Consider the following 26,332-nt stretch of genomic DNA (forward strand, 5'->3'; position numbering starts at 1 on the left):
TCATCGGAGGTGCAGCATGCAGTATCGCGAGTGGACAAAAGGAGATCTGACCCGCGTTCCCTATTGGGTCTATGGAGACGATGCGATCTATCGACAGGAACAAGAACGCATTTACCAAGGCGATACATGGAGCTTTCTCGGCCTAGAGGCAGAGTTGCCCGAGTCGGGGGACTACAAGACGACGTTTGTCGGCGACATGCCGGTGATCGTATGCCGTGATGAGGGCGGCGTCATCCGAGCGTTCGAAAACCGTTGTTCGCACCGGGGCTCGCTGCTGGCCCTGCAAAACAAGGGCAAGGCCCGCAAGTTCACGTGTGTCTACCACGCATGGACGCATGATTTGCAGGGCAATCTCAAGACGGTGGCCTTCCGCCGCGGCGTGAATGGCGCCGGCGGTATGCCGGACAGTTTCGATACGGCCGACCACGGGCCGCGAAAACTGCGTGTCGAAGTGTACTGTGGTCTGATCTTCGGAACCTTGAGTGAGAAGACTCCGCCTGTTGAAGAATATCTGGGTGACGAAGTCGCCAGCCGGGTGAAGCGGGTTCTGCACAAGCCGCTGCGAATCTACGGCCAGTACACCCAGGCGCTTCCCAACAATTGGAAGCTCTACTTCGAGAACGCGAAAGATACGTACCACTCCAGCTTGCTGCATACCTTTTTCGCAACGTTCAAGGTCTCTCGGCTCTCGCAGGGAGGAGGGGTGATCGTGGCCGAAAGCGGCGGGCACCATGTCAGCTATTCCCTGAGCCATAGCGGGGGCCAGGACGACGAGTTCAAGAAGGAAGGGTTGCGCAGCAATCAGGAAGAGAACTTTCTTCTTAACGACAAGAGCGTTCTCAACATCGTTGACGAATTCGGCGACGGTTGCCACGTACAGATTCTGTCGATATTTCCGGGGTTCGTGTTGCAGGCGATTCACAACAGCTTGGCCGTTCGGCAAATCGTTCCGAAGGGCCCGGACCGCACAGACCTCGTGTGGACGCTCATAGGTTTCACGGATGACGACGAGGCCCTGCAGAAGCTGCGCATGAAGCACTCCAACCTCGTGGGGCCGGCTGGTTACGTCTCGATGGAGGACGGTGCTGTGGGTGGATTCGTCCAACGAGGAATCGCTGGATCCAACGACGCCGAGTCTGTGGTTCTTATGGGGGGAGAAGGGGCCGAGTCTTCGTCTTCCCGTGCTTCCGAGACCTCTATCCGGGGTTTCTGGAAAGAGTACCGTAACCATATGGGACTGTGAGATGGAAGAGAACAAAGAACATCTGGTGTCCGCGCTGGCGGCTTTGATGGAAGACTACGGCAGAGCCATAGATAGGGACGAGCTGGAGCGCTGGCCTGATTTCTTCGAAGAACAGTGCAATTACAAGATCACCTCGATCGATAACGAGCAAAGCGGCTATCCGTTTGGCGTGCTATGTGCCGACTCCAGAGGAATGCTGGCGGATCGGGTCAAGTCGCTGCGCGAGGCGAATGTCTACGAGGGGCAACGCTACCGGCACGTCATGGGGCGTCCGGTGGTGTTGTCGGTTGACGGCCCGCTGATTCATGCCGAAACCAGCTTTCTGGTGGTGCGGACAATGCGGACCGGTGAAATGTCCATGTTCGCGGCAGGCGTCTATCGCGATGTGGTCTCGCTTAGAGCCTCCAAGCCGGCTTTCGCGGAGCGCATCGTGGTCTGTGACAGCTCGCGTATCGACACATTGCTGGCATTGCCTTTGTGAGTTTCTCAATGGCGCTGAAAAGAATCGCGGTTACGTTGGGAGATCCATCGGGGATCGGACCGGAAATCGCATTGAAGGCATCCGACGACCCGCGTATCCGCAACAGCCTGAGTCTGGTTCTGTTTGGCGACAAACGGGCGTTGGACGCGCACGCGAAGCTTTGCGGACTGCGGGCCGACTACCGCCTGCTGCGGTCAATGGCGGACATTGCCAGCCTGGACCAGGGGCTGGCCCTGATGGACGTCCCGAGCTTGGACGAAAGCTTTCGAATCGGCGAGGTGTCGGCCGCGTCGGGTGCGGCAACCATCGCGGCGCTGGATGCAGCGGTCGATGCGGCGAAAGCAGGAGTGGTCGATGCAGTGGTCGGTTCGCCGATCCATGAGACCGCCATCAAACAAGCAGGCATTGCGTTCGACGGACATCCGTCGTACCTGGCGCGCCGTACGGGGACGCCGGTCGATGAAGTCGGATTGATGCTCTGCTGGGAAAGAACCAGAGTCGCTCACGTGACCCTGCACCTCAGTGTCAGGGACGCCTTGACTGCCATTACGCAAGACCGGGTAGAGAAGGTCATTCGTACGACTGCACAGGCTCTGGGCCGGCTGGGTATCGCCCGGCCGCGGATAGGCGTATCGGGCGTCAATCCGCATGCTGGCGAGTCTGGCCTGTTCGGCCGCGAGGAGATCGAAATCATCGCGCCAGCGATTGGCAAGCTGCGTGACGATGGCATGGATCTTATCGGACCTATCGGGGCCGATACGCTCTTGCCCAGGAAGGACTGCGATGCGTTCGTCGTCATGCTGCACGACCAGGGACATGTCGCTGCAAGGGTGGCGGCGCCTAACATGGCTGCCGCGATGTCGATCGGCACCCCGGTCGTGTTTTCCTCGGTAGGACATGGAACGGCGATGGACATCGCGGGCAAGGGAGTTGCGAATCCGGAAGCCTTGGTCCAAGCATTGCTCCATGTTTCGAATACATTTCCCACTGGAGACGGAGAATGATAGGTCTTGGTCTGGCATCCTCCCACGCGCCGGCGATGTTCTGCCCACCTGAGCTGTGGCCGAAGGTCTATGGCGCGATTCCCGACTACATGAAGGATTCGCAGCCGCATACTGCGAAGCTCGAAACGCCGGAGGTCATTCGCAGCTACGTGAATCGGATCGATGCAGCCTTCGAGGTCCTGCGGAAACAGCTGGAAGCGTATCGACCCGACGCGGTGATTTTCGTCGGCGACGATCAGGAGGACATGTTCGACGCACGGTGCAATCCGGCGATGTGCCTGTTTACCGGCGATGAGGTGTGGGGTTCCGAAGCGCCGTTCTATGTCGATCAACCGCCTCGAGCGTCGCGGATCCATGTGCCGGTGCACAAGGAATTGTCGAACCATTTGCTCGAAGAGCTTCTGAACGATGGTTTCGATATGGCCAGCTCCTCGGTCATGAATCCCATGGGGCCGCATTCGGAGCGGGGCACCTCGCACATGATCGTCTATCCGGCCAAGCGCCTGCTTCCCAGGTTGGACGTGCCGATCATCCCCCTGTACCTGAATTGCTACTTTCCGCCCTTGCCAACCGCCGCCCGGTGTTGGCAGCTCGGCGAGGCGCTTGCGCGCATCCTGGCCACGCGCAAAGAACGCGTCGCCATTTATGCGTCCGGAGGGTTGTCGCATGATCCGGTCGGTCCAAGAGCCGGATGGATCGATACGCCCATGGACAAATGGATTCTTGATCGCATCGCAACCAACAGGGGCCGAGACCTCCAGCATCTCTTTACGATGGACTCGGCCACCATGCGTGGCGGCTCCGGCGAGATCCGCGCATGGATCGTTGCCGCTGCCGCGTGCCAATGGAAAGGCGAGATAGTCGATTACATTCCCGCCCATCATGCGAAGACTGGGTTGGGGTTTGCGTATTGGCCGCAACAACCCAAGGAGTAAGACATGTTGCCTGCACGAATCGACGTCGGGAGCGTGAGCAAGCGGATGGGCTCCTATTCCGACGAAAGCCGGAGTATTGAAAGTCGTACCAAGATATATGAAGAGTTGGTAGGTTTTCTCCCGCCCCGTATCGAAGCGCGTTTCCATGTGACCGGGGCGATCGATCCGACGATGCTGCGCTTGCAGGAAGAGGCGCGAGAGCATGGGATGTATCCGAAGTGCTTCGATGTAAAGACGGCGCAGCTCTTGTTGTTCGGGATGTTGCTCATGGATCTCAGCGATGCCGCCGTTCTGCACGGTATCGCTGCCCGCAAGGCGGGAGCGAGCTGGGACGAAATGCAAGCGGTCGTGAACCTGTGCTATTTGTTCCGCGGCTTGTCTGCCGCCAATCGAGGTGCGGAGATCCTCGCTCGCATCTGCGAACAGGAGGAGGGGACTGGCCGTGACTAATTCCGAGAATCCTGAAATTGGCCTGAGGTTGCGAGTTGGCCAGATCGATACGAACTACCACGACCAGGGCGAAGGCCATCCGGTACTGTTGATTCACGGTTCAGGGCCGGGCGTTACGGCCTGGGCGAATTGGCGCCTGAATATCGGTCCCCTGGCCGAGCGTGCGCGCGTCCTGGCGCCCGACATGGTAGGGTTCGGATACACCGAAGCGCCGCCGTCTGTTTCATACGATCTGGATACCTGGGTCGATCATCTGATCGGCTTCCTGGATGCCCTCTCTCTTCCCCAGGTCGACTTGGTTGGCAACTCGTTCGGCGGAGGTGTTTCACTGGCGGTTGCGAGTCGCCATCCCGACCGGGTTCGCCGCCTGGTGCTGATGGGGAGCGTGGGGACGTCGTTCCCGCTCACGCCCGGCCTTGACGCCGTGTGGGGCTATGAGCCATCGCTTCAGAATATGAAGGGATTGCTGGATGTGTTCGCCTATGACCGCAAGTTGGTGTCCGATGAGTTGGCTGAGTTGCGCTATCGGGCGAGTATCCGTCCCGGGGTGCAGGAACGGTTCGGCCGCATGTTCTCGCCCGGCCCTCGGCAGCGTTACATAGAGGCGCTAGCGACACCAGAGGAGCAGCTGCGAACCCTGCAGCATGAGACGCTTGTCGTCCATGGGCGTGAAGATCAGGTAATTCCTCTGCAGAATTCAATCAAATTAGCGTCGCTTCTTCCGCGCGCTCAACTGCATGTGTTCCCTCATTGCGGGCACTGGACACAAATCGAATGGACGGCGACGTTCAACCGTCTTGTCGGTGATTTCCTCGCCGCTCCTTGAGCAGCGTATGGAAAGCCAGGCGCCTTGCTCGCTTGAACGGGACTCTTGCTAACGCCCGGTGACGGCCCTGGCCAGCATGAATACGCCCAATCCCACGAAAACGATGGCGATGATGCGATTCGCCGCCACCAGGCCTGCACTTCCCGGCGCAAGCCGTCGCCCTGTGCGCGCGAGCACCGAGTAGCCCATCAGCGCCGAAAACGAGAAAGCCAGCAGTATCGAGGTAAGAGCGGCGAACTGCGGCAGCAAGGGGCGATTGGCCTGGATGAATTGCGGCAGCAGGGCCAGGAAGAACAGGATGGCCTTGGGGTTGGATAGCGCGACGAACATGCCTTGGGTGAAGAGGCTGGCGGGCGACGGCATGCTTTCGCGGCTCGCGGTTTGCAGGGGCGCGGAGGCGGTGCGCCATTTCTTGATGCCGAGATGGACGAGGTAGGCCGCGCCGGCCAATTGCAGGGCGGCATAGCCGATGCTGGACGCGACCAGCACGCCGCCTATGCCGACCAAGGCGGCAAGGGCCAGCGTGCTTCGTGGTGGAGCCCAAACCGGGCGCGGGCGGCGAGGTGGCGGCCAAACACATCATGGGAACTCCCGCCGATGGGTACAACCTGCTGGTGACCGGATCCTCGATCACGATCCGCGCGGCCTCCAATGAGAAGAATGCGGATGGCCTGCGCGATCTGCAGCCGATCGCGCAGATCACGACGACGCCCTACGTGATCGTCGCGAAAGCGGGGAAGTTCAAGACCTTCAAGAATCTGATCGACCAGGCCAAACCGAGCGGCAGCAAGATCGACTTCGCCTCTGCCGGCGTGGGCACGGGCATGCACTACCTGGGCGAGCTGATCAACATCAGCGCGGGTACGCACATGGTGCACGTTCCCTACAGCACGGGTTCCAGGCAGTTGCAGGCAGTGATGGCGGGAGATGTGGACATCGCCATCATTTCCCTGGTGACGGCTTGGCCGTACATCAGTGCGGGGACGATGGAAGCGCTTGCCGTGAGCTCCGCCGAACGCAGCGCCGTGGCCACCGGCGTGCCTACGCTGCATGAACTGGGGCTGCGCGACGTGCCCGCCATCGGCGCGTGGATCGCCGTGTTCGGTCCCAAGAACATGGATCCCGCGGTTACGAAGAGCCTGGCGGATGAAATCACCGCGATCGCCAAATCTCCGGCCACCCAGGAAACGGTCAAGGGCTGGGCCGCGGAACTGCCCGATACCAGCACCGCCGCGCTGACCGACGTGGTGCGCTCGGAAACGGAATTCTGGAAGAAACTGATCAAGGAGCGGAATCTGCCGGTGGCGGATTGACGTTCCGGCCGGCCTGGATGAGCGAAGGATTCGATCGATGAAACACAAGTTGTCGTCCCTGTCGGGCGATATCGTGCAGCCCGAGCAATTGCTGGAACGCGCCAACGCGAACCGGCTGTTTATCGACGTCAGGCTGGGCGAGCCCGAGGACGAGTTCAGGGACTACCGCGATTGCCACATTCTCGGCGCCGTGTACGGACAGATACGCGAGGTCTTCGCGGCGCAGCCTGCGCCGGATTCCGGCAATCTGCCCTTGCCGGAGCGCGAGCAGCTCGAGCACCGGCTCAGGGCCTGGGGCGTGGATGCCGAGACCGAGGTCGTGGTGTACGGGCCGTCGGTGGCGCTGGCCGCGCGCGGCTGGTGGGTGCTGCGCTGGGCGGGGCTCAAGAACGTCAAGGTGCTCGACGGCGGCTTGGAAGCGTGGATCAATCATGGCGGGCCGGTGGCCCAGGGCGAAACCCATCGCGTCGCGACCGCCGCGTCGGAGCAGCTCAGGCTGCAGCCGGGGAACATGCCGCAGATCCTCGTCGACGAGGTGGAGCAACTGGGCTCCGGCACCTTGCTCATCGATGCGCGCGACGAGAATTCATTTCTTGCGGGCAGCATCCCCCGCGCCAGGAACCTGCCTTCCGCCGAGCAGTGGACGCCGGCGGGCGTGCTGCGCACCGTGAGCGAAATCGAGTCGCTGTACGAGGACGCCGGCGTGAAAGCCGGCCGCGATGTCGTCGTGTACTGCGGCGGCGGGGTGTTGTCGGCGCTATCCGTCTTGACGCTTAACGCGCTGGGAGTCGAGCCGCGCCTGTACGTGGGTTCGTGGTCCGAATGGAACAAGAGTCCCGAGCGCATGGCGCGCAGCGCCGCTGAAAGGGGGCAAGCATGACGCAGCATTCCAGGCACCGCGCCGTCGACCATTTCGACGTGGTGGTTTGCGGCGGCGGTCCGGTCGGGCTGTCCATGGCTTTCCCTATGAGCGGCTGCTGAACCCCTACCGGCTGATGGCGATTTAGCAGCGCGAGAGGGTGGGGGTATTTATGGGGGTAGTTGCCAAAAACAAAACCAGCTAGAGCAAGCATTCATGCGGATCATAGGCCATCTTTTGAATGACACCGCTCGCCAGATCAGATGTGCCAAGAAACCCCTTGAGAAATCAAGGGGTTTTTTGTTGTCGTCCGCTTCTCCGCATGGCGTGGCCGATCGCGGCAGTTGCGCCGCCGCGGCACGTTACCTGCGCCATTCAGGACTAACCCTATTCGCGTAAGTCTCAGTTTTATGTAAGGTATTTTTATATCAAGATACTTTATAAATATCGCCGCCATCGGCGCCAATAAGGGGGACCGCACTATGCATGCATCGGGTGGATATCTGGCTGTTGGGTGGGGCGCCGGAGGTTTGGCGGCGGTTCTGGCGGTTGCCGGCTGCGGTGGGTCGGGCGCGGTGCCTGAGCCTCAGGCGCTGACCGGAGAGGCAGCCTGCGCGGCAGTCAAGGATTTCAGCAGCGCAGAGCACAAGGGTGTCATCACCAGCGCCACCTGGGTACCGGCCGCCACGGAGAAGTCCGCTCCGACCGCGGCAACCTTCCTGCCGGCCCACTGTGTGGTCCAGGGTTCCCTGGAACCCCGGACAGGCGTGGACGGAAAGCGCTACGCGACGAAGTTCGAACTTCGTCTGCCGCTCGAGTGGAATCGGCGCTTCTTCTTTCAAGGCGGCAGCGGGCTCGAGGGCACGCTGGCTCCCGCGTATGGACCGACGGGCGGAGCGAAGACGGCCCTGGAGCAGGGTTTCGCGGTGGTTTCCCAGAACGGCGGCCACGACAATGCCGACCTGCCGGCGCCCGAGGCCTTCGGCTTCGATCCCCAGGCGAGGGTGGATTTCGGCTACGGGGCCATCATCAAGACGTCCAAGGCCGCCAAAAGCCTGATCGCGGACTACTATGGCGACGCGATCGAGCGCTCGTATTTCGATGGATGCTCCACCGGGGGGCGGCAGGGCATGGCTTTTGCGCAGCGTTTTCCGGACGAGTTCGATGGCATCGTCGCGGGCGCTCCGGTATTCGACTTCGGCCGGGTCGTGGCGGCCCGGATCTGGGGTTGGCAGAAGGCCGCCGCGGTGGTGTCCCGGGATATCAATGGCATGCCGCGCTTCCACGAGGCGATGCCGCAGGCCGATCGCCAGTTGTTCCAGCGCGAGCTGCTGGCTGCCTGCGACGCGCAGGATGGCGCGGTCGACGGCATGATCAGCAATGTGGCCGCCTGCACGTTCCGCCCGAAAGCGCTGCTTTGCACCGGAGAGAAGACCCCGGAATGCCTGTCGGCCGAACAGGTGGGTATCTGGGAAGCCGTCCTGGACGGGCCGGTCGACTCCGGTGGCGCCGCGTTCAAGGTGCCGGGCTATCGAGCCCCAGGCGAGGTCCCGGTCCGCGGCTATCGCATCGACGCCGCCTGGATGACGTCTTCCGGTCAGGCTGCGCGCATCACGGGGCAGGGGCCGATTCTGGATATCCAGTGGAAACTGAATATCGACCCGACGCCGATCCTGTTCATGACCCCGCCCCAGCCGGGATTCCGGCCCCTGGATGATGTCGATTGGGATACCTGGGGCAATTCGATGACCGTCAATGCGCCGTGGCTGATGTCGGACCCGGATCTGGGGCGCTATCGCGACCGGGGAGGCAAGATGATCTTCTATCACGGCACGGGGGACAGCGGACCGAACGCCGTCGACACCATCGACTACTACGAATCCGTCGTGGCACTCAATTCGAGCCGCGAGCAAACGGGCCGGTTCGCCAGGCTTTTCCTTGTGCCGGGCATGGGCCATTGCAGGGGAGGTCCCAGCACCGACACCTTCGACCGGCTGGCACCCATCATGGATTGGGTCGAGCGTGGCAAGGCACCGGATGCCATCGTTGCGCAGGCAACACCGGGCAACGCCGATCTCGCCGCGGTGACGCCCGCGATTCCGGCCAGCCGGACGCGTCCGCTTTGCCCGTATCCCGCGTACCCGCGCTACAAGGGAACCGGGTCGATAGACGACGCCGCCAGCTTCACGTGCACGCTGCCCGTAGCCGATCCGGCGTAAACCGTGCACGAGCCGGCGAGGCGGCCTTCGCGCCCGCCCCGCCGCGCCGGCCATGGTTTTTCCTCAGATCCCCATTTCCGCGAACACCTCCAGCATCACCCGCTGCCCGTCCAGAGCCGCGGGCACGCCGCAATAGATGGCGGCCTGCAGGAAGACCTCGTTGATCTCTTCCTTGGTCAGGCCGTTGTTGATCGCGCCGCGCACGTGCAGCCGCAGCTCGTGCGGACGGTTCAGTGCCGTGATCATGGCCAGGTTCAGGAAGCTGCGAGTGCGCCGGTCGAGCCCGGGCCGGTTCCAGACGTCGCCCCAGCAATGCTGCGTGACCAGCTGCTGCAGTTCCATGCGCAGCGGGTCCTCGGCGGCCTTGGCCAGCGAGGCGTCCACGTATTCGCGGCCGAGCACCTCGCGGCGGGTGGCCAGGCCCTGTTCGAACAAGGCTTCGTTGTAGCTGCCGCCAAGCGCGGTACGGTTGGATCGGGTCATGCTCGTCTCCTGGATCGGTACTGCGCGAGCATAACCCTTCCTTCAACCGCGGGCCGGGATCAGGGGCATCAGCAGGTAGCTGTCCCGTTCGCCACCGGTGTGGACGGTGGTCCGGCCGTCGAAGATCCCGGCCGGCCGGTCCTGCGGATGGTCGTGGCGCAAGCGCCCCGGCGGGTCGACGATGAAGTCATGGCCCTGCAGCGTCAGCACCAGGCGCCAGCCACGCGGGAAGACCATGCTGGTGGGCCAGATCTCGATATCCAGCGGATAGGCCTGGCCCGGCTCGAGTTCCTGGATTTCATCGTGCGTATGCCAGGGCCGGTAGGGCAGGCTGCGGGCGGGATCCGTCTTCCTGCGCGAGGCGCGCAGCCAGCCCAGCGCCATGGGTACCCGTTCGTGCGCGCCGATGAAGCTGGCTTCCTTGCCCTCCGGGTCGAACACGCGCAGCACGGCGAAGATGTCCATGTCGGCGGTCGATGACGACGCCCACAGGCGCAGGCTCGCGGGGCCGGTGAATTCGACGTCCTCTTCGAACGGCGCGGTCGAGAAGTGCAAGCCTTCGCCCATCGCGTCGAACACCGCCCGGCCGCCTGCCCCGGGCGCCTGCGGCGCCAGCATCAGCGCGTCCGCGTCCAGATGCAAGCGCGTCCATCGTGTCCGGGCCAGCGGCCATTCGTGTTCCTGGCGCAGCTCGGCGGTGCCGTCGGGACGGCGGATGGCCAGCTGGACACGAGGCTCGCGGTCCCAGCCGTTGTCCGCGCCGCGCAGATAGTGGTCGAAGAAACGTTTTTGCAGGGCGACGTAGCGGGGCAGGTAGAAGCTCTCGTAGTGGGTGCCGATGTGGGCGAACAGCCATTTGTCCCGCGATCCGGCACGCAGGAAACCTTCGAAGTTGCCGCGCAGGTGCATGCCCGGTCCGCCCCAGTTCGCGGCCGACAGGATGGGTACCTGGATCGCGGACAAGTCGGCTTCGCGGGCCTGGTTCCAGGCGTCGTCCAGTGGATGCTCCAGGCGGTCGCGCGGGTGGTCCGCGCGGCTGCCCCGCAGGATGGCTTCGGGCAGGTCGGGGCCGGTGGTGCGTTCGCCGGTCAGGCGGTCGCGGTGGGTGCTGGCGCCGCTGCCGTACTGATTGGCCAGCACCTGGCGCGGCCACCAGGCCTCGGTGAAGCTGTTGCTCAGGATGCCGCCGTGATAGCTGCCGTCGCGGTACAGGTCGCTGGATCCTTCCCAAGGCACGATGGCGGCAAGGTGCGGGGGCCGCAAGGCGGCCACCTGCCACTGCTTGATCGCGAGATAGGACACGCCGATCAGGCCTACCTTGCCATTGGACCATGGCTGGCCGCCCGCCCACTCTATCCATTCATAGAGATCGCGCGTCTCGATGGGCCCGAATGGATCGAGGTAGCCCTCGGAGCGGCCCGTGCCGCGCGAATCGACCTGGATCACGACGAAGCCGTCGGGCACCCAGCGCTCGGGGTCGACGACTTCCCAGCGCAGGTAGCGTCCGGTCGTGCCCTCGGTGTCCAGACCCGGGTAGATTTTCTTCAGGACCTGCCATTGGGGCTGGTAGGCATCCGCGAAATGGACGTCCTTGCCGTAGGCGCCCATGGCCATGACCACCGGGTGGCGGCCGGCGGCCTCGGGCCGGAAGACATTGGCGCGCAGCACGGTGCCGTCGGACATCGCCAGCGCGACGTCGCGTTCGAAGATCATGCCGTTCTCGGTGGTGGTGCGGGTCGGGATCATGGTGCGGGGAATCTCTTCATTGCATGGGTACGTGGGCAAGCTTGACGATGCGCGCGAACTTGTCCATCTCGGCCTGGAAGAAGCGGGTGAATTCCTGCGGCGACGATTGCGCGGGCGGACTGTCCCAGGCTTCCATCTTTTCCTTCACCTCGGGCACGCGCATGGCCTTGTCGATCTCGGCGTACAGGCGCTGCACGATGGGGGGCGGCGTTTTTCCGGGCGCGAAGATGCCGACCCAGCCGCCGTTGTAGTCCATGTCGGGCACACCGCTTTCCGCCATGGTCGGGACGTCGGGAAACGCGGCGATGCGCTGGCGGCTGGTGACCGCCAGCGGGCGGACCTGCCCGGCCTTGACCGCGATGATGGCCGCGGCCGTGCTCAGGAAGCATGCGCTGACGTCGCCGGCGATCACGGCGTTCAGCGCGGGCGCGCCTCCTTTGTAGGGCACGTGCAGCATGTGCGTGCCGGCCGTCGCGTTCAGCAGCTCGCCCACCAGGTGCAGCGTGTTGCCGGTGCCTGGCGAGCCGAAGGTGATGCGGCTTTCGGGCTTGCGCGCCATGTCGAGGAACTCGGCGAAGGTCTTGCCGGGGAACTTGGGATTGACCACCAGCGTCAACGCCGGGGCCACCGTCAGCAGGCTCACCGGCGTGAAGTCCTGCACCGTGTCGTATGGAAGCTTGCTGTAGATGCTGGGGTTGATCGCCTGCGAACCGGTGGTCAGCAGCAGCGTGTAGCCGTCCGGGGCGGCATGGGCGGCTGCCTCGGCGGCGATGATGCCGTTGGCGCCGGCGCGGTTCTCGATCACCACGCTCTGGCCCGTCTGCTTGCCGACCTGGTTGCCGATCAGGCGCGCCAGCAGGTCGGGGCTGCCGCCGGCCGCGAAGGCCACCAGGAGCCTGATGGGACGCGAGGGAAAATCGCCCTGGGCGCGGGCCGGCAGCGCAGCCGCCAGCGGCAGCGCGCCCAGCAGGGCGAGGGCTTGTCTGCGATGAGGCATGAGGGTCTTCTCCTGGGATCGGCGGCGGGGGCGCTGCCGGTTCGTTTGTCGGTCAGTTCGCCTGGGCGCCGGTTTCCTTCACGACCTTGGCCCACTTGGCCAGTTCGTCGTGCAGGTACTTCCTGGCCTGCGGCAGCGTGCCGCCCAGCGGCTCGAAGCCGGTGGCGGCCAGCCTGGCCTGGAACTCGGGGTCGCGCTGGATGCGCGCGACCTCGTCGTTCAGGCGCTGGAGCACCGCATCGGGCGTCCTGGCCGGCGCGAATACGCCCACCCAGGTCACGTCCTCGAAACCGGGGAAGCCCGACTCGGCCACGGTGGGCACCTCGGGCAGCGCCGCCGAGCGCTTGCTGCCGGTCACGACCAGGCCGCGCACCTTGCCGGCCTTGACCAGTTCCACCGCTGCGGGCAGGGCCACGCTGGCGAGCTGCGTCTGCCCGGCCGCGGCCGCCGTCAGCGCGGGGCCGGCGCCCTGGTAGGGAATGTGGGTGACGGGCGTGCGGGCCAGTACCTTGAACAGGTATTCGGCGGTCAGGTGCGGCGTGGTGCCGGCGCCGGCCGTGCCGTAGTTGTAGTCGCCGGACTTCGCCGCGGCGATGACCTCCTGCAGCGTCCTGGCCTTCAGGTTGGGCGCGGTCACGATCAGGTTGGGGCTCGAGGCCACCAGCGCCGCCAGCGTCAGGTCCTTCTCGGCATCGAAGCCCAGGTTGCGCTGCATGGCCGGATTGACGGCATAGGAACTGGTGTTGATGAGCAGGGTGTAGCCGTCGGAATCGGCGCGCGCCACGGCGGCCGAAGCCACCGAGCCTCCGGCTCCCGGCCGGTTCTCCACCACGATGCTCTGGCCCAGGGCTTCGCCCAGGCGATGTCCGAGCAGACGGGCGATGATGTCGGCCGGGCCGGCGGGCGCGAACGCGACGACGAAGCGGACAGGCTTGGCGGGCCAGGCCGGTTCGGCCAGTGCCAGGGCAGGGGATGCGAGGCCGCAGGCGGCCAGCGCCGCCGCGGCCATGCTCAGGGATTTCATGTTGTCTCCTCCGTGCGCGGTGCGCTGTTCAGATCGTGTCGAGGACGTACCGGGCCATCTCCTGTCGCGTGCCGATCCAGACGTCATCGGCCTTGGCCACGCGGCCCATGATCTCGTCGTAGACCCAGGCTCCCGAGGGACGGCCCATGACGTGCGTGTGGGCCGTGACGTCCAGCATCAGGGGCGCGGTCTCGCGTTCCCGGAAGGCGGCAAAGCAGTCCTCGAAGGTCTCGAGCATGTGCCGCGGCCCCTGGCCGTAGCGGATGCAGGTGGGCAGGTCATTGACGTCCATGGTGAGTGGGATGGCGACGATGCGGTGCTGCCCGAAGTCCATGACGTAGGGCCGGTCGTCGTCGTTCATGTCGCCGTGGTGCAGATAGCCGGCCTCGGCCAGCAGCCGCGAACTGATGAGGCTGCCCGTGCCGCGCGGGCTGATCCAGCCGGTGGGGGCCGTGCCGGAGGTGCCGGCCAGCAGGTCGTGGTTGCGGCGCAGGTTCGCGCGTTCGGCGGCCTCGTCCAGGTAGACCGGAATCACGTCCATGCCCCACGAGTGATTGACGATCTCGTGGCCGAGCTCGGCGATGCGGCGCACGGTGTCGGGGTCGCGTTCGCAGATGACGCCGTTGACCATCACGCTGGTCTTGATGCCGTGCTTTTCGGCGATGCCGATCAGGCGGTGGATGCCGCGGTTGACGCCGAACGATGCCCACGAGTGCGCATTGGTGTCGAAGTAGCCCGGCTTGAGCACGTTGCCCATGGGGCCGATGCCCGGCGCCTGGCCATCCGACCAGGCCTCGAACGCGATGTTGAAGATCACGGCGATGCGCTTGCCGCCCGGCCAGCGGAAATCGTCGGGCAGTCGGGTAATGCGCGGGGTGGCTGCGCTTGCTGCGATGTCGGTCATGCTTCGTCCTTCACGGTATTGGCCAGGGTGCCCAGGCCTTCGATCTCGATCTCGATGCGGTCGCCGGGTTGCATCCATACCGGTGGCTTGCGCGCATACCCTACGCCGGCGGGCGTGCCCATCGCGATGACGTCGCCGGGCTCCAGCGTCAGCGCCTCGGTCAGCAGGCACAGGGTCTCGGCCACCGGGAACAGCATGTTCGAGGTGTTGTCGCTTTGCATGACGCGGCCGTTCAGGCGCGATTCGATCTTCAGGCCCGATGCGCCGGGGGGCAGGGCGTCGGCCGGGACCAGCCACGGTCCGAAGGCGCCCGTGCCGTCGAAGTTCTTGCCTATGGTCCATTGCGCGGTACGGCGCTGGTAGTCGCGCAGGGTCGCATCGTTGAAGCATGCGTATCCGGCGACGGCCGACAGGGCGTCGTCCGGCGTCAGGTGCCGCGCCCGCTTGCCGATCACCACCGCCAGTTCCGCCTCGAAGTCCAGCTTGTCCGATACCCGTGGGCGCAGCAGCGGCGCGCCGTGGGCGATGAGCGAGGTGGCGCCGCGCATGAAGAAGCTCGGATACGAGGGCTTGGCGTTGCCGCCTTCGGCGGCGTGGTCCGCGTAGTTCAGGCCCAGGCAGATGATCTTGCCGGGCTGGGGTACGGGGGGCAGCAGGCGGACCTCGGCCAGCGGGACGCGTTTGGCGCCCGCCAGGGCGCAGTCGGCGGCTGCCCGCATGGCTTGCGGGCCTTGCGAGGCCAGCGCCGCCAGCGCGCCTCCGGGCTTGAACGGATGGCCGGAATCGGCGATTTCGGCGACGCTGCCGTCCGCGACCACGCCGATGCGGACGGTGTCCTGGCCTGGGAGTGTGAAGGAAACAAAAGGATGAGCCATTGTCGATAAAACTCCGTATGGAGAAAAATATCGACAAAATTCTATCGAGCTAAAATAATGTCGGTAACCTGAGGAAAACCCCCGCATGTTAGATGCCGATATCGCTCCCAGCATGACCGTGCAGATCTACGAACGCCTGCGCGCCGATCTGCTCGACGGTCTGTGGCCCCCCGGGCAGAAGCTGCCGATGCATCGACTGCGGCAGCACTACGCCATAGGCGCGAGCCCGTTGCGCGAGGCGCTCAGCCGCCTCGTCGCCGAGGGCCTGGCCGTGCACAACGACCAGCGTGGATTCGCGGCCGCATCGGTATCGGCCGACGAACTGGAGGACATCCTGCGCAACCGTGTGGCGCTGGAGTCGCTGGCGCTCGAGCAGGGGCTGGCCCGGCGCAGTCCGCAATGGGAGGAAGCGCTGCTGCTCGCCTTCCACCGCCTGTCGCGCACGCCGCGCTCGGTGGACGAGGACAGCTATGAAGAAAACCCGGTGTGGGAACGGCAGCATCGCGCGTTCCACTTCGCCCTGTTGTCCGCGTGCGGGTCGCCCACGCTGATGGGATTCTGCGAGCAGCTCTACGACCGCGCCTACCGCTATCGGCAATTGGCGGCGCGCAAGGCCTACAAGCGGCGCAACGAACTGGACGAGCACCGGGCCATCTTCGAGGCCGTGATGGCGGGGAACCTGGAAGCGGCCAAGGAGTTGCTGGCCCGGCACTACGAGCGGACGGCCGCGTTGTCGGGCCAGCAGGGTTAGGGCCTAGCCTTCGGCACGGCCCTCGCGGGCCGCGTCGATGGCGCGCAGCGCTTCCAGCGCATTCAGCGGCAGGCCGACGGCCTGGGGCAGCCCGGGGACTTCCGGTTCGCGGGGATTGATGCGGATGACCGGCGCCCGCCTGTCGAAGGCCAGTTGCTGGCTGAAGTGGCGCACGGTGGGGACGGCCTGCCCGGCGCCTATCTCCACCACCACCGGCCGCGACGACAGCCGCAGCCGCGCCTCCAGGCGGCGGGCCTGGGCCTGGGCACGGTCATCGATCCAGTCCGCGTCGCCGAACATCAGCACGTTAGGGCGGGCGCAGCCGCCGCAGCGCGGACAGGCGGGCGGTTCGCCGCGCAGCAGACAATGTTCCTCGTCGACGTCCGGGATGAAATCGGTAGCCGGCCAGATGGCTTCGCAGCAGGGGACCAGGCATTGCAGGAAATGCAGCGAGCCGTGGCATTCGGTGATGTCGCCGTCGTCGAATCCGGCGCGCTGGAACTGGCCGTCGACGTTGCTGGTGAAGACCACGCAGCCCCGGGGCAGTTCGCGGGCCCAGTCGCGCAGCAGCGCGAAGCCCGCGTGCGGCGCGGTGGTGCGGTACAGCGCCAGCCTGTGGCCATAGAAACCCCAGGCAAGCCGCGGATCCCGCCTGAAGGCCCGCGGCGAGGCGATGCTGGTGAAATCGAGGCCGTGGCGCCCCAGGGCCGGGTAGGCCCGCCAGAAGCCGTGCTGGCCGCGGAAGTCGGGCAGGCCCGAGTCGATGCCCATGCCCGCGCCGGCGGCGATGACGAGGCAGTCGGCCTCGTCGATGAGCCGGGCGGCCTGTTCGATATCAGGCTGGCGGATGGGGAATGGCATGGGGCCGTGTCCCCCTCAGGCCGCGATGGCTTCCTCGGCCGGCAGGTCGGCGCGCGAACGCCACGTCACGATGTCCTCGATCGTCAGCAGCGGCCAGCCGTGTTCGCGGGCATAGGCCAGCGCCGCGTCGCCGCGCATCATGCTGCCGTCCTCGTGCATCAGTTCGCACAGCAGCGCGGCGGGGGCGAGGCCGGCCAGCGCAGCCAGGTCCACCGATCCCTCGGTGTGGCCGCGGCGGCCCAGCACGCCGCGCGGATCGGCGCGCAGCGGGAACATGTGGCCGGGGCTGACCAGGGCCGCCGGATCGCCGGTCAGCGCGGCGCGCACCGTGGTGATCCGGTCCGCCGCGGAGACGCCCGTGCTGACGCCCTCGCGGGCCTCGATGCTGACCGTGAACGCGGTGCCGTTGCGGCTGCGGTTGCGGGAGGTCATCTGCGGCAGCCCGAGCGCATCCACGCTCTCGGGCGTCAGGCACAGGCAGACGATGCCGCTGCAATCGCGGATCATGCGCGCCATGATGGGTTCGGTGATGGATTCGGCGGCGATGATGAGGTCCGCCTCGTTCTCGCGATCCTCGTCGTCCAGCAGCACGACAGGCTGGCCGAGTTTCAGCGCGGCCAGGGCCGCGAGCAGCCGTTGTTCGGCGGTGGTGGCTTCGAAGTACTGTTGCAGGGACTGCATGAAAACGCTCCGTAGGAAACAGGAAGCGTTCAGGGCATGGCGCTGGTGGGCGCCGTAGGAGGCGCGCCGCCCATGGCTGCGCGGACGCAGGCCGGGACGCGGCGCGTGTTCCCGTCTTCTTTCATCCGGACTATGACCGTCGGCTCCGGCATGGGACCGGATCTGCTGACCTTGCCGGAGGGCCGGCAAGCGCTCGCGGGCTCGGTGTGCGAGGACACCCTACCGCCGGTGGGGATTTCCACCCCGCCCTGAAGACGCACCGCCCAGACAGGCGGCAGGGCTATCGTAGCAGATGTGCCGCCGGGCCTTGGCGAACGCCCTCACGGCGCCTCGGGTATTCTTGCCGTTCGAGGAGACCTGTCTTTGCCCATGCCCAACGATAACGATATGCGGCCGCCCCAGATCGGCGGACGGCAGTCCCTGTTGATCTTTGCCTGTTTCGCCGCCGCCTATTTCTTTTCCTACGGCCTGCGCTCGGTCAATGCCGCGCTGGCGCCGTTCATCACGCAGGACCTGTCGCTCAGCAAATCGCAGCTCGGCTGGCTGTCGTCGGCGTTCTTCGTTTCCCTGGCGGCCATGCAGGCGCCGCTGGGCGTCTGGCTGGACCGCTACGGTGCTCGGCGGGTCGAGGCCTGCCTGCTGGCCATCGCCGCCCTGGGTTCCTTCGTCATGGTCTGGGCAGGCAGCTTCGCGGTCACCTCGGCGGGCCGCATTCTCATCGGCGCCGGCGTGGCGGCCAGCCTGATGGCGCCGTTCTCGTATTTCCGGCGCTGCTATCCGGTGGAGCGGCAGGCGCAACTGGGCTTGTGGCTGCTGGTCGCCGGCACCGGCGGCGCGGTGTTCTTCACGTCGCCCGCGGCCACGCTGGCCGGGCATTTCGGCTGGCGCAGCGTTCATCTGTTGTCAGGCCTGTCGCTGGCGGTGGTCGCGGTCCTGCTGTGGCGCGTGGTGCCTGATCATGACGTGAGCGTGCTGGGGACCGGTCGTCCGGGCGCGGCGCAGGTCTCGCTGTGGGGGCTGCTCAGGCACCCCGAGATCCTGCGCGTGATGCCGCTGTCGGCCATCGGGCAGGGCGGCATCATCGCCCTGCAGACGCTGTGGGCCGGACCATGGATGACGGACGTCCTGGGCATGAGCCCCGCCGGCAGCGCCTCGATGCTGCTGGTCATGATGCTGGTGATGACGCTGGGCTACGTCGTCATGGGTTTCGCCAGTCCGCCGCTGCAGCGGCGCTTCGGCCTGCTGAACATCGCGCTGGCGGGCTATCTGTGCTGTTTCGTCGTGATCTTCCTACTGGCCTTCGCCGGCGGGTCGCTGGCCTGGCTGCTCTGGCTGGTGATGGCGGCGGGCGTTGCGCCCATCATGCTGATGCAGCCCTATCTGTCCACGCAGTTTCCCCGCGAGGCGGCGGGGCGGCTGGTGACGCTCTACAACATGTTCGTGTTCGTCGGCGCCTTCGTGATCCAGTGGGGCATAGGCGTGGTCGTCGACGGATTGACGCAGGTCGGCCTGGGGCGGGGCGCGGCGTTCGCGGTGGCGTTCGCCGCACTGGGGGTATTGCAGATGGCGTCGCTGGGATGGTTCGTCCGCGGGCGCAAGGCCGGCTGAGCCTCGCGGTAGAAAATGCCGCTATGCGGCGGCGCTGCCCCCCGAGGGGGCGCTTTTTTGCCTTGGGGCGGCCCGGCGGCAAAAAATGCCCCCACGCTTGCCGCTATGCGGCGGCGCTGCCCCCCGGGGGGGCGCTTTTTGCCTTGGGGCGGCCCGGCGGCAAAAAAATGCCCGCTTGCGCGGGCAGATGGAGATGTCGGTCAGGAGGGCAAATCAGTTGCGCCGCTTGTCGTCCCCGGGATGGCGGCGTCCTTCCAGGTTCGGGGCGTTGCCGCCTTCTCCCAGCATGCCCAGGGCCTCGGTCTTGAGCGCATGCACGCATTGCGCCAGAAAGCCATGGACGGCGGACAACTGATCGCGCTCGTAGCGGGCGCCGATGTGCGCGACGTCCTCGGCCACCGCGCGCATATGGCGTTCGATCTCCGCGCACTTCTCGCGCACCGGCCGAATGACGACGATGCGCCGGTCCAACGGCTGCTTGTCGCGGACCACGAAGCCGGTGGCTTCCAGTCGGTCGATCACCGCCGTCGTCCCGCCCGAGCTGATGCCTGCCAGGCAGGCCAGCTGGCCGGTCGTGATGGGCTCGAACTCGATGACGAGTTCGAGCGCCTTCACGTCGACCATGCCCAGCCCCAGTCGTTCGGCCAATGCTGTCTGGTATAGCGAGGTGTAGACCGTCAGGCGGCGGCCGAGCATCGTGACGATGCTGTTGAGCATCTCCTGGCTGTCGCTGTCCGTTTCCTCGGGTTCCCGGGGTATCGATCCGTGGACCGAATGGCTCGAGGAACTCATTACGTTCTCCCAGTGAAGCATGGCCTCTCCTTTCAATGCTTGCCCAAGCCGCCCAGCAGCCCGCCCAGCAATCCGGTGACCGGGTTCAGCAGGCCACCGTTGCCTTCGCCACCTCCCGTGCCGCCACCCAGGCCGGTGCCTTGTCCGACACCCGCGGTCAGGCTGTTGACGGCGCCGGTCAGGTTGGTCAGGACGTTGCCCACGGGGTTGGTGTTCTCGGGCGTGGCATGCACCAGGCCTCCCACGCTGGAGACGGTCTGTCCCAGGCCGTTCACCAGGCCGCCCAGGCCGGTGCCGACGGCAGGCACGTTGCCGCCGAGGTTGGTGCCGACGCCGCTCAGGCTGCTGCCCAGCGAGGTCAGGAGGCCGTTGACCGGTTCGCCCAGGCCGGTGGCCGCGCCCACCGTCTGCGTCGTGCCGGACACCAGGTTCGCGACCGGAGTGACGACCGGGTCCAGAGCCGTGCCGACATTGCCCAGGGTTTCCTTGGCGTTGAGCGGCACGAGGTTGTCGACCGCGCTTCCCGTATTGGCCAGCGAGGGATGGAGGATCGGCTTGGCGTCGCTGCCGATGCCGCCCAGCAGGCCGCTGGTGATCGGGGCGAGGAGTCCGTTGCTGCCGCCCAGCAGGCCTTCGAGATTGCCGGACAGGATGGGTTGCAGCAGTCCGCCGCCTTCGCCGCCCGTGCCGCCGGTCAGGCCGCCAAGCAGGTTGGTGACCGGAGCCAGCACGCCGCCTTCGCCGCCAGTGGCGCCGTTCAGCAGGTTGGTGACCGGGGCCAGCACGCCGCCTTCGCCGCCGGTGACGCCGCCGAGCAGACCGGTGACCGGAGCCAGCACGCCACCTTCGCCGCCGGTGGCGCCGTTCAGCAGGTTGGTGACCGGAGCCAGCACACCGCCTTCGCCGCCCGCGACGCCGCCGAGCAGGCCGGTGACGGGTGAGAGCAGGCCGCCGTCGGCGCCGGCGGCCGAGGGCGACGTGGCGCTGCCGGCCTTGTCGACCAGTCCGCCTTCGATGCTCAGGCCCAGGCCGGCGGTCAGGCTGTCCACCGATCCGGTCAGGTTGGCCAGCACGTTGCCGACGGGGTTCTTGTTGGCATCGGAAGCATGCACCACGCCGCCGGCGCTGGCGACCGTCGCTCCCAGCCCGGATACCAGGCCGCTCACGCCGGTGCCGGCAACCGGAAGCTTGCCACCCAGGCTCTCACCCAGGTTGGAGACGGCGCCGCCCACGGAGACGAGAAGATCATTCACCGGCGCGCCCAGGCCGGTCTTGTCGCCGACCTGTTGCGTGAGCTGCGTGGCGGTGCCGACGATGGGGCTGACCGCCGGATCCAGGCCGGCGCCTACTTGGCCCAGCGTCTGGCCCAGCTTCAGGTCCACCAGGTTGTCCACGGCGCTGCCCGTGTTGGTCAGGGCCGGCTGCAGCACGGGGTTCTGAACGGTGCCACCTTCGCCCAGGCCGTTGAGCAATTGCGAGACCGGGCTCAGCAGGCCATCGTCGGAGGCCAGCGTGCCGGTCAGGGTGGAGACCGTGCCGCTCAGGTTGTTGAGCACATTGCCCAGGGGGTTGGGATTGCCTTCGGTTGCGTTCACCAGGCCACCGGCGCTGGCGACCGTGTCGCCCAGGCCCGCGACCACGCCGCCCAGGCCCAGCTTGACGGGCAGGCCGGTGTCGTCCAGCGATTGGCCCAGGTCCTTCACCGAGCCGCCTACCGAGGTCAGCAGGTTGTCCACGGGGGCGCCCAGGCCGGTCGCGGCTCCCACTTGTTGCGTCAGGCCCGTCACCGTGTTGCCTACGGGGGCGACCACGCCGTCGAGCTTGGTGCCGACGTTGTGCAGCGTGCCGGCCAGTCCAGTGTCGACCACGTTGTCGACCGCCTGGCCGACATTGCCCAGCGTGGGCGCCAGGACGCCCGTGACGGGCGTGCCGCCAGGATTGCCAGGATCTCCGGGGTTGCCGGGATCACCCGGGTTGCCAGGATTGCCGGGGTTGCCCGGATTGCCCGGATTACCCGGGTCACCGGGGTTGCCGGGGTTGTTGGGATTGTTGGGGTTGTTCGGATCACCCGGATTGTTGGGGTTGTTGGGATTGGTGGGGTCGGAACCTCCTCCCAATCCGGAGGTGATCGCACCGGATCCGGAGCAACCGGCCAATGTCGAGAGTGCGAGTACCAAGGCGGCTACCAGGACGCGAGGGCCCGGCTTCGTTTGTTCTTTATGCATGGTTATTCCCCTTTATCGCTGAAGCGGCGACACTGCCTGCTGCGCCTATCGAGCAAAAGCTGTGCCAATGTGCAACCGCAAGCGGACGGAGAAGCGGGGCGATCGCCTCGGAACACCCGGAAAACCTTGCAAACAGGGGATAAATCGAAAACTCAGGGAATTCGTGCGGCTGAGACGATGGGCCGAAATTCCCTGGGAAGCGGGGCGAAAAGACGGGGGAGGCGGGGGTTCGTTACGTAGCAGGGAACCCCCTGTTACGTAACGAAGACGAGCGCGGGTCAGTCGAACCGCAGCGAGTAGTTGGCGTTCAGTCGCAGCGGCCGGTTGCCGCTGTTGACCGGCTTGTCGCCGACGGGCTTGGCCAGGTTCACGTCGAACGCGTAGTGGCGCTGGTCGGTGACCCGCAGGCCCAGGGCCAGCGACGTCAGCGTGTCCGTGGCCAGCGTGAAGTTCTTGTTGTTCAGGCTGACGTGGGCATAGTCGGCCAGCACGTAGGGCGTGACGCTCTGCAGGTAGGGCAGGCCCACCGCGAAGCGCCGGTTCAGCTCGATCGAGGCGCCGTAGCCCTTGTCCCCGCCCAGTTCGCCCGCGGGATAGCCGCGCCCGAAGCGCTGTCCGCCGAACGTGAGCTGTTCGGACGTGGGCAGCGAGTCGGAACTGTACTGGCCCAGCGCGGCCAGCGAGATTCCGAACTGATGAGGCAGCGTGAAGTTCTGGTTGGCCGCCAGCGTATAGCGAGTGAAGCCCAGGTCATAGCTGCTGTTGGCGCTTTGCTCGGCGCCCAGTCCGTCCACGCCTTTGTAGATCCCGGCCGTGATGCGCCGCGATTGCGTATCGCTGGCCTGGGCGTAGGCCAGCTCGGCGCGCAGCACGCGCAGGTGGTTGCTGAGCGTGACCTGGTTGCCGGTGATGCGGCTGCTGTACGTGTCGTTGTTGCGCGAGGCGTAGAAGCCCGCCGTTCCTGTCAGCGATTCCCGATTGGCCAGCAGGAAGGGATAGCTCACGCTGAGCCCGGCCCGCTGGTTGCGGACCCGGCGGTCGATGTTCTGCGCGTTCAGGCTGTCGTTCTCGGGGTTGGCTGCGTAGCTGTAGGCCTCCGCGCGTACGGTCATGCCGTCGCTGCCCACCGGCACGGCGACATTGGCCGCGTAGTACTCCAGGTGATCGCTGCCGCGCGGCACCGCCGTGGTGACCTGGATCTGTTCGGCCAGCGGCGTCAGGCTGTTGGCCGTCGCGGTCAGCATGGCGTGGACGCCGGTACCCAGGTTGCCGATGCCGGTGTCCAGCCGGAACGCCTTGTAGCCGACGTTCACGACCAGTTCCGTGGAGCCGTCGGCGCGCTTGGGAAGCGAGAGTTCCGGCTTGACCGTGGCGCCGGCCACCGTGGTCATCAGGTTCAGGTAGCGCTCGAGCGTCGCTCGCGTCAGGGGCCGCTCGGCCTCGATGCGCGCGGCGTAGTCGCGGATCTTGGCCGCGGCGTTGCCGGCGTCGCCCTCGATGCGGGTGCTGCCCACATAGCCTTCGACCACGGTCACCTTGACCAGCCCGTCGCGGAAGTCCTGCGACTGGATCAAGGCGAAGGACAGCGCGTACCCGGCGTCGCGATAGAGCTGGGTGATGGCATCGGTACGCTGGATCAGCTCGGCGACGGTGATCTCCTTGCCCGCCAGCGGCTCCAGCAGGTCGACCACCTTCTGGAAGTCGACCGCCGTGACGCCGGATACGTCGAACTGCCTGGGCACCAGCCTGTGCGCCAGCAAGGCCTGGATGGCCTCGTTCTGCGCGGGCGCCGGAACGGATACCGACGGGGCCGGCGCCGGAGCCGGGACCGACACCGGAGGCAGCGATTCCGCCGGGTTTCCCCGAAGGGGGCTATCGGCAGCCGGTGCCGCTAACGGATATATGGCAACCGCGGCCAGCAAGGCCAGATTAAGTGTGCGGAGTTCGGGTTTTCCCGATGAAAACGAGGTCATTGGGGAATATGAAGCAAATATGCGTAAACGATCGTCATCGCGCGAAGTGTGCCATATGAATACCCCCTTAGGGTGCGTTCAACAAGGGTAGGACGGTGTTTTTCATAGTGGGACGTTTGTAGGACGTTACCGGCAGATACTAAAACTCTTTTAATCGGACGTCTTTCGATCGGAATAAATAATCGCAAGCTTGCGATTATCTGGCCATTAACGAAGATGCCGGGAAAGATTAGCGATTTCCTGGCGCTTGCCTTCATCCGATTAATAGGGATTCTTGGGAAAGCAGATATTGACAAGCTCGGAACGATGCCTGTAGGGTGTGCGTAACCGAGCGTTACATAAAGAGAATCTATGCAGCCTGGGGATATTCTCTCTCTACGTTTTGACGCTAGCTTGGTCGCGCTGTCCTTTGTGATTTCGGCATTGGGCGCGTACGTGGCGTTATTGGCTGCCAGCCGTATCCGAACGCTGGATGGCGGCGTGCACGTAGGGTATGTCATCGTGGCCGGCATAGCCCTCGGCGGAGTGGGTATATGGAGCATGCATTTCATCGGCATGCTCGCCCAGGTTATTCCGCTGGGCGTGGCGTACGGACTCTGGCTCAACCTGCTCAGCCTGCTCGTCGCCGTGGTGTTTGCCGGCGCCGCGCTCTGGTACGTGGGCAGCGCGCGGTTTTCTCTGGACCGCTGCCTGACGGCCGGCATGCTGGGGGGATTCGGTGTGGCCGGCATGCATTACATCGGCATGGGCTCCATGCGCATGGACGCCTTCTTCGACTGGAACATCGGCTTGGTGCTGCTCTCCGTGGCGATCGCCATGGCCGCCGCGACCGCGGCCATCTGGCTGGCCTTCAACCTGACCAGCGAGCTGCAGCGCGTCATCGCCGCGATGGTCATGGCCATGGCGGTCTGCGGCATGCATTACACGGGCGTGGCCGCCGGCACCATCATCTGTTCCACCCCGCGCACCTTCGCCGGCTGGCAGCTGGACGGCAGCGTGCTGCCCTATGCGGTATTCCTGATTTCCGTCGTGACGCTGGTCGTCATGCGCATCGAGCTGCACCGCAGTTCCGAAGAGGTGCGGTCCAATGCCGCGCACCGGGTCGACCACGTCATTTACTCGCGCCAACGCCCGGAAAATCGCAAATAACCGGCCATGGAGATATTCGCTTTTCTGGCATTTTCTCAGGGGAGGTGTCATCGAAAATATAAGAATGCAGTCATGAATGAATCGGCTGTTAATGCCGATGTAAATGTTTCCTTTTTTTTCAGAGATGGAGATTAGAATGAATCAAGTGATGAAGTTCCTGAAGGAAGACGATGGCGCGACCGCCATTGAATATGGCCTGATCGCGGGATTGATTGCCGTGGTGATCATCGGTGTGCTGACCAACCTCGGTACAGGGCTCAAGGAAATGTTTGGAAAGGTGGTCGCGCAACTGCCGACCACCGAGGGCGGGAGTGACGGTCACTGATGTTGTCGAGCTAAAAAATCCCGGACCGATCCGGTCCGGGCCAGTAACCATGATTAATAGCAGCCAAACCCTCGCGTTTTTCTTTTTTTGTGCCTTGGTAATCGGCAGCGACCTGCTTTTCCGCCGGGTTTTCAACTGGCTGGTCCTGGCGGGATTGCTGGCCAAACTGGGGTGGCTGGCCCTGGGCGCAACGGCGCCGGAGGGTTTTACCGCCCAGTGGGCGAATGCCGGCATGGGCGTGCTGCTGGCGCTGGTCTTTCTCGTGCCGCTCTATGTGTTCAAGGCCATGGGCGCCGGGGATGTGAAGTTCTTTGCGGTACTGGGTTTCTGGCTGGAGCCGACGCCTTTGCTCGTTGCCTGGTTGCTGGGCAGCGGAATGGCGGGCATCCATGCCCTGGTTTCGGTGGTTCACCGGAATCATCCGCTGGGCAACTGGGCGGTCCTGCAGTTGGCCGGCGTGCAGGAAAGGATATGCAGTCCTGTCGCGGTGCAGCGGATGGCGTCGTGGGTGTCGGGTGTCCGGGCTGGACGCGTTGGCATTCCCTATGCAGCGTATCTCGCGCTGGGCGCGATATGGGCCGTTCATGCGGCATAGAAACTGGGCGGAA

26 protein-coding genes and 1 riboswitch are annotated in these 26,332 nt (G+C 65.3%); of the genes, 14 read left to right on the forward strand and 12 right to left on the reverse strand.

Annotated elements, in window-relative coordinates; translation table 11 throughout:
* Positions 1 to 16 precede the first annotated feature (16 nt).
* The 6 genes from N5K27_RS01450 to N5K27_RS01475 all read left to right on the forward strand — a co-directional run bounded on the left by N5K27_RS01450 (position 17) and on the right by N5K27_RS01475 (position 4,939).
* Complete coding sequence (locus N5K27_RS01450; protein ID WP_087839302.1) at positions 17 to 1,243, forward strand: Rieske 2Fe-2S domain-containing protein; 1,227 nt, start codon at positions 17 to 19, stop codon at positions 1,241 to 1,243.
* Between the two features lies 1 nt (position 1,244).
* Positions 1,245 to 1,724: an aromatic-ring-hydroxylating dioxygenase subunit beta gene (locus N5K27_RS01455; RefSeq protein WP_243724548.1), complete on the forward strand. Its 480-nt coding sequence runs from the start codon at positions 1,245 to 1,247 to the stop codon at positions 1,722 to 1,724.
* Positions 1,725 to 1,795: 71 nt separating this feature from the next.
* Positions 1,796 to 2,728, forward strand: coding sequence for a 4-hydroxythreonine-4-phosphate dehydrogenase PdxA (locus tag N5K27_RS01460; RefSeq protein ID WP_165963188.1), 933 nt, complete (start codon positions 1,796 to 1,798; stop codon positions 2,726 to 2,728).
* Positions 2,725 to 3,663: a hypothetical protein gene (locus tag N5K27_RS01465; protein WP_087839304.1), complete on the forward strand. Its 939-nt coding sequence runs from the start codon at positions 2,725 to 2,727 to the stop codon at positions 3,661 to 3,663. Before N5K27_RS01460 ends, N5K27_RS01465 begins: the two co-directional genes overlap by 4 nt.
* A gap of 3 nt (positions 3,664 to 3,666) precedes the next feature.
* Positions 3,667 to 4,113, forward strand: a complete 447-nt coding sequence (locus N5K27_RS01470; RefSeq protein WP_207958651.1) for a carboxymuconolactone decarboxylase family protein — start codon at positions 3,667 to 3,669, stop codon at positions 4,111 to 4,113.
* A complete protein-coding gene (locus tag N5K27_RS01475) occupies positions 4,106 to 4,939 on the forward strand; it encodes an alpha/beta fold hydrolase (protein ID WP_207958652.1) in 834 nt (277 codons plus the stop codon). Before N5K27_RS01470 ends, N5K27_RS01475 begins: the two co-directional genes overlap by 8 nt.
* A 48-nt stretch (positions 4,940 to 4,987) precedes the next feature.
* On the opposite strand, the gene N5K27_RS01480 is transcribed toward N5K27_RS01475, so the two are convergent.
* The gene (locus N5K27_RS01480; protein WP_087839305.1) at positions 4,988 to 5,461 is read right to left on the reverse strand and encodes a LysE family transporter; all 474 of its coding nucleotides are present in this window, start codon (positions 5,459 to 5,461) and stop codon (positions 4,988 to 4,990) included.
* A gap of 11 nt (positions 5,462 to 5,472) precedes the next feature.
* On the opposite strand from N5K27_RS01480, the gene N5K27_RS01485 reads away from it, so the two are divergent.
* The 3 genes from N5K27_RS01485 (at position 5,473) to N5K27_RS01495 (ending at position 9,330) form a co-directional block, all read left to right on the forward strand.
* Positions 5,473 to 6,252: a tripartite tricarboxylate transporter substrate binding protein gene (locus N5K27_RS01485; RefSeq protein WP_279814246.1), complete on the forward strand. Its 780-nt coding sequence runs from the start codon at positions 5,473 to 5,475 to the stop codon at positions 6,250 to 6,252.
* A gap of 37 nt (positions 6,253 to 6,289) precedes the next feature.
* Positions 6,290 to 7,132 (forward strand): rhodanese-like domain-containing protein, encoded by an 843-nt coding sequence (locus tag N5K27_RS01490; RefSeq protein WP_132979966.1) that lies wholly within the window; start codon positions 6,290 to 6,292, stop codon positions 7,130 to 7,132.
* Positions 7,133 to 7,641: 509 nt separating this feature from the next.
* Positions 7,642 to 9,330, forward strand: a complete 1,689-nt coding sequence (locus N5K27_RS01495; RefSeq protein WP_279814060.1) for a tannase/feruloyl esterase family alpha/beta hydrolase — start codon at positions 7,642 to 7,644, stop codon at positions 9,328 to 9,330.
* A 63-nt stretch (positions 9,331 to 9,393) separates the two neighbouring features.
* Here the strand turns inward: N5K27_RS01495 and N5K27_RS01500 are convergent, their stop codons facing one another.
* The 6 genes from N5K27_RS01500 to N5K27_RS01525 are packed head-to-tail and all read right to left on the reverse strand — an operon-like array spanning position 9,394 to position 15,359.
* A complete protein-coding gene (locus N5K27_RS01500; RefSeq protein ID WP_087839309.1) occupies positions 9,394 to 9,813 on the reverse strand; it encodes a carboxymuconolactone decarboxylase family protein in 420 nt (139 codons plus the stop codon).
* Between the two features lie 42 nt (positions 9,814 to 9,855).
* On the reverse strand, positions 9,856 to 11,559 hold the full coding sequence (locus N5K27_RS01505) for a CocE/NonD family hydrolase (protein ID WP_243724549.1): 1,704 nt from the start codon (positions 11,557 to 11,559) through the stop codon (positions 9,856 to 9,858).
* A gap of 16 nt (positions 11,560 to 11,575) precedes the next feature.
* Entirely contained in the window at positions 11,576 to 12,556 is a 981-nt protein-coding gene (locus N5K27_RS01510; protein WP_087839310.1) for a tripartite tricarboxylate transporter substrate binding protein, read from the reverse strand.
* Between the two features lie 52 nt (positions 12,557 to 12,608).
* Positions 12,609 to 13,580 carry a tripartite tricarboxylate transporter substrate binding protein gene (locus N5K27_RS01515; protein ID WP_279814067.1) on the reverse strand — a complete coding sequence of 324 codons (972 nt, stop codon included), beginning with the start codon at positions 13,578 to 13,580 and terminating at the stop codon, positions 12,609 to 12,611.
* A gap of 28 nt (positions 13,581 to 13,608) precedes the next feature.
* A complete protein-coding gene (locus tag N5K27_RS01520; RefSeq protein ID WP_165963193.1) occupies positions 13,609 to 14,484 on the reverse strand; it encodes a polysaccharide deacetylase family protein in 876 nt (291 codons plus the stop codon).
* Positions 14,481 to 15,359, reverse strand: coding sequence for a fumarylacetoacetate hydrolase family protein (locus N5K27_RS01525; RefSeq protein ID WP_132979971.1), 879 nt, complete (start codon positions 15,357 to 15,359; stop codon positions 14,481 to 14,483). Before N5K27_RS01525 ends, N5K27_RS01520 begins: the two co-directional genes overlap by 4 nt.
* A gap of 85 nt (positions 15,360 to 15,444) precedes the next feature.
* Between N5K27_RS01525 and N5K27_RS01530 the strand changes: the two genes are divergently transcribed.
* On the forward strand, positions 15,445 to 16,110 hold the full coding sequence (locus N5K27_RS01530; RefSeq protein WP_279814072.1) for an FCD domain-containing protein: 666 nt from the start codon (positions 15,445 to 15,447) through the stop codon (positions 16,108 to 16,110).
* A gap of 3 nt (positions 16,111 to 16,113) precedes the next feature.
* Here the strand turns inward: N5K27_RS01530 and N5K27_RS01535 are convergent, their stop codons facing one another.
* Entirely contained in the window at positions 16,114 to 16,971 is an 858-nt protein-coding gene (locus N5K27_RS01535) for a Sir2 family NAD-dependent protein deacetylase (RefSeq protein WP_279814076.1), read from the reverse strand.
* A 15-nt stretch (positions 16,972 to 16,986) separates the two neighbouring features.
* Complete coding sequence (gene ribB, locus N5K27_RS01540) at positions 16,987 to 17,652, reverse strand: 3,4-dihydroxy-2-butanone-4-phosphate synthase (RefSeq protein ID WP_087839315.1); 666 nt, start codon at positions 17,650 to 17,652, stop codon at positions 16,987 to 16,989.
* A 109-nt stretch (positions 17,653 to 17,761) separates the two neighbouring features.
* Positions 17,762 to 17,912, reverse strand: a riboswitch (FMN riboswitch).
* Between the two features lie 109 nt (positions 17,913 to 18,021).
* On the opposite strand from ribB, the gene N5K27_RS01545 reads away from it, so the two are divergent.
* Positions 18,022 to 19,260, forward strand: coding sequence for an MFS transporter (locus N5K27_RS01545; protein ID WP_279814081.1), 1,239 nt, complete (start codon positions 18,022 to 18,024; stop codon positions 19,258 to 19,260).
* Between the two features lie 213 nt (positions 19,261 to 19,473).
* Here N5K27_RS01545 and N5K27_RS01550 read toward each other — a convergent pair whose 3' ends face one another.
* From N5K27_RS01550 to N5K27_RS01560, 3 genes are all read right to left on the reverse strand, one after another.
* Positions 19,474 to 20,052, reverse strand: a complete 579-nt coding sequence (locus tag N5K27_RS01550; protein ID WP_279814084.1) for a MarR family transcriptional regulator — start codon at positions 20,050 to 20,052, stop codon at positions 19,474 to 19,476.
* A gap of 32 nt (positions 20,053 to 20,084) precedes the next feature.
* Positions 20,085 to 22,277 (reverse strand): collagen-like triple helix repeat-containing protein, encoded by a 2,193-nt coding sequence (locus tag N5K27_RS01555; protein ID WP_279814087.1) that lies wholly within the window; start codon positions 22,275 to 22,277, stop codon positions 20,085 to 20,087.
* A 278-nt stretch (positions 22,278 to 22,555) separates the two neighbouring features.
* Complete coding sequence (locus N5K27_RS01560) at positions 22,556 to 24,112, reverse strand: ShlB/FhaC/HecB family hemolysin secretion/activation protein (protein WP_243724552.1); 1,557 nt, start codon at positions 24,110 to 24,112, stop codon at positions 22,556 to 22,558.
* Between the two features lie 531 nt (positions 24,113 to 24,643).
* Here N5K27_RS01560 and N5K27_RS01565 point away from each other — a divergent pair.
* The 3 genes from N5K27_RS01565 to N5K27_RS01575 all read left to right on the forward strand — a co-directional run bounded on the left by N5K27_RS01565 (position 24,644) and on the right by N5K27_RS01575 (position 26,319).
* Positions 24,644 to 25,399, forward strand: a complete 756-nt coding sequence (locus N5K27_RS01565) for an MHYT domain-containing protein (RefSeq protein WP_279814093.1) — start codon at positions 24,644 to 24,646, stop codon at positions 25,397 to 25,399.
* Between the two features lie 136 nt (positions 25,400 to 25,535).
* Complete coding sequence (locus N5K27_RS01570) at positions 25,536 to 25,724, forward strand: Flp family type IVb pilin (protein ID WP_279814095.1); 189 nt, start codon at positions 25,536 to 25,538, stop codon at positions 25,722 to 25,724.
* A 49-nt stretch (positions 25,725 to 25,773) separates the two neighbouring features.
* Complete coding sequence (locus N5K27_RS01575; protein WP_279814098.1) at positions 25,774 to 26,319, forward strand: prepilin peptidase; 546 nt, start codon at positions 25,774 to 25,776, stop codon at positions 26,317 to 26,319.
* Positions 26,320 to 26,332 lie beyond the last annotated feature (13 nt).

Origin of the sequence: Pigmentiphaga sp. GD03639 (assembly GCF_029845405.1) — a bacterium.
Classification (GTDB): Bacteria; Pseudomonadota; Gammaproteobacteria; order Burkholderiales; family Burkholderiaceae_B; genus Pigmentiphaga; species Pigmentiphaga daeguensis.

Coding starts and splice junctions, on each gene's coding strand:
- N5K27_RS01455 (WP_243724548.1), top strand. CDS start 1,245: ATGGAAGAGAACAAAGAACATCTGGTGTCCGCGCTGGCGGCTTTGATG.
- N5K27_RS01450 (WP_087839302.1), top strand. CDS start 17: ATGCAGTATCGCGAGTGGACAAAAGGAGATCTGACCCGCGTTCCCTAT.
- N5K27_RS01555 (WP_279814087.1), bottom strand. CDS start 22,277: ATGCATAAAGAACAAACGAAGCCGGGCCCTCGCGTCCTGGTAGCCGCC.
- N5K27_RS01520 (WP_165963193.1), bottom strand. CDS start 14,484: ATGACCGACATCGCAGCAAGCGCAGCCACCCCGCGCATTACCCGACTG.
- N5K27_RS01545 (WP_279814081.1), top strand. CDS start 18,022: ATGCCCAACGATAACGATATGCGGCCGCCCCAGATCGGCGGACGGCAG.
- ribB (WP_087839315.1), bottom strand. CDS start 17,652: ATGCAGTCCCTGCAACAGTACTTCGAAGCCACCACCGCCGAACAACGG.
- N5K27_RS01465 (WP_087839304.1), top strand. CDS start 2,725: ATGATAGGTCTTGGTCTGGCATCCTCCCACGCGCCGGCGATGTTCTGC.
- N5K27_RS01510 (WP_087839310.1), bottom strand. CDS start 12,556: ATGCCTCATCGCAGACAAGCCCTCGCCCTGCTGGGCGCGCTGCCGCTG.
- N5K27_RS01535 (WP_279814076.1), bottom strand. CDS start 16,971: ATGCCATTCCCCATCCGCCAGCCTGATATCGAACAGGCCGCCCGGCTC.
- N5K27_RS01490 (WP_132979966.1), top strand. CDS start 6,290: ATGAAACACAAGTTGTCGTCCCTGTCGGGCGATATCGTGCAGCCCGAG.
- N5K27_RS01470 (WP_207958651.1), top strand. CDS start 3,667: ATGTTGCCTGCACGAATCGACGTCGGGAGCGTGAGCAAGCGGATGGGC.
- N5K27_RS01525 (WP_132979971.1), bottom strand. CDS start 15,359: ATGGCTCATCCTTTTGTTTCCTTCACACTCCCAGGCCAGGACACCGTC.
- N5K27_RS01570 (WP_279814095.1), top strand. CDS start 25,536: ATGAATCAAGTGATGAAGTTCCTGAAGGAAGACGATGGCGCGACCGCC.
- N5K27_RS01505 (WP_243724549.1), bottom strand. CDS start 11,559: ATGATCCCGACCCGCACCACCACCGAGAACGGCATGATCTTCGAACGC.
- N5K27_RS01530 (WP_279814072.1), top strand. CDS start 15,445: ATGTTAGATGCCGATATCGCTCCCAGCATGACCGTGCAGATCTACGAA.
- N5K27_RS01550 (WP_279814084.1), bottom strand. CDS start 20,052: ATGAGTTCCTCGAGCCATTCGGTCCACGGATCGATACCCCGGGAACCC.
- N5K27_RS01500 (WP_087839309.1), bottom strand. CDS start 9,813: ATGACCCGATCCAACCGTACCGCGCTTGGCGGCAGCTACAACGAAGCC.
- N5K27_RS01515 (WP_279814067.1), bottom strand. CDS start 13,580: ATGAAATCCCTGAGCATGGCCGCGGCGGCGCTGGCCGCCTGCGGCCTC.
- N5K27_RS01575 (WP_279814098.1), top strand. CDS start 25,774: ATGATTAATAGCAGCCAAACCCTCGCGTTTTTCTTTTTTTGTGCCTTG.